Source organism: Paraburkholderia sp. J63 (assembly GCF_905220245.1).
Classification (GTDB): Bacteria; Pseudomonadota; Gammaproteobacteria; order Burkholderiales; family Burkholderiaceae; genus Paraburkholderia.
Genome location: NZ_CAJMZF010000229.1, coordinates 1 through 252 on the forward strand (window position 1 = coordinate 1; position 252 = coordinate 252).

The 252-nt window shown below is 66.3% G+C and carries 1 protein-coding gene; it reads right to left on the reverse strand.

The annotated features are described in order from the left end of the window. Positions 1-228: hypothetical protein (locus U5775_RS39305; RefSeq protein ID WP_322063483.1), on the reverse strand; the 228-nt coding region annotated here is incomplete at its 3' end. Positions 229-252 lie beyond the last annotated feature (24 nt).

The window sequence follows — 252 nt, forward strand, 5'->3', positions numbered from 1 at the left end:
AGTCGTGCTGTTATACGTCGCGCCACCGCCCAGCGCCGACGCCACCGTCGCCCCCGTCTGGTCGCCCTTCGCGCCCACCGTGTTCAGTTGGGCAACGTTCACGGTGTCCGTATCGGCCACGCCCGCTGCCACATTGTGCAGCGTCACCGGCGAACCTGCCGTCCCCAGCGTCACCGAATCGTGCGCCGACGAGTCGTACATCACCGCATCGCCCAGCGAACCCGTCATGTTCGTGACCTGGCTGTTGATCGT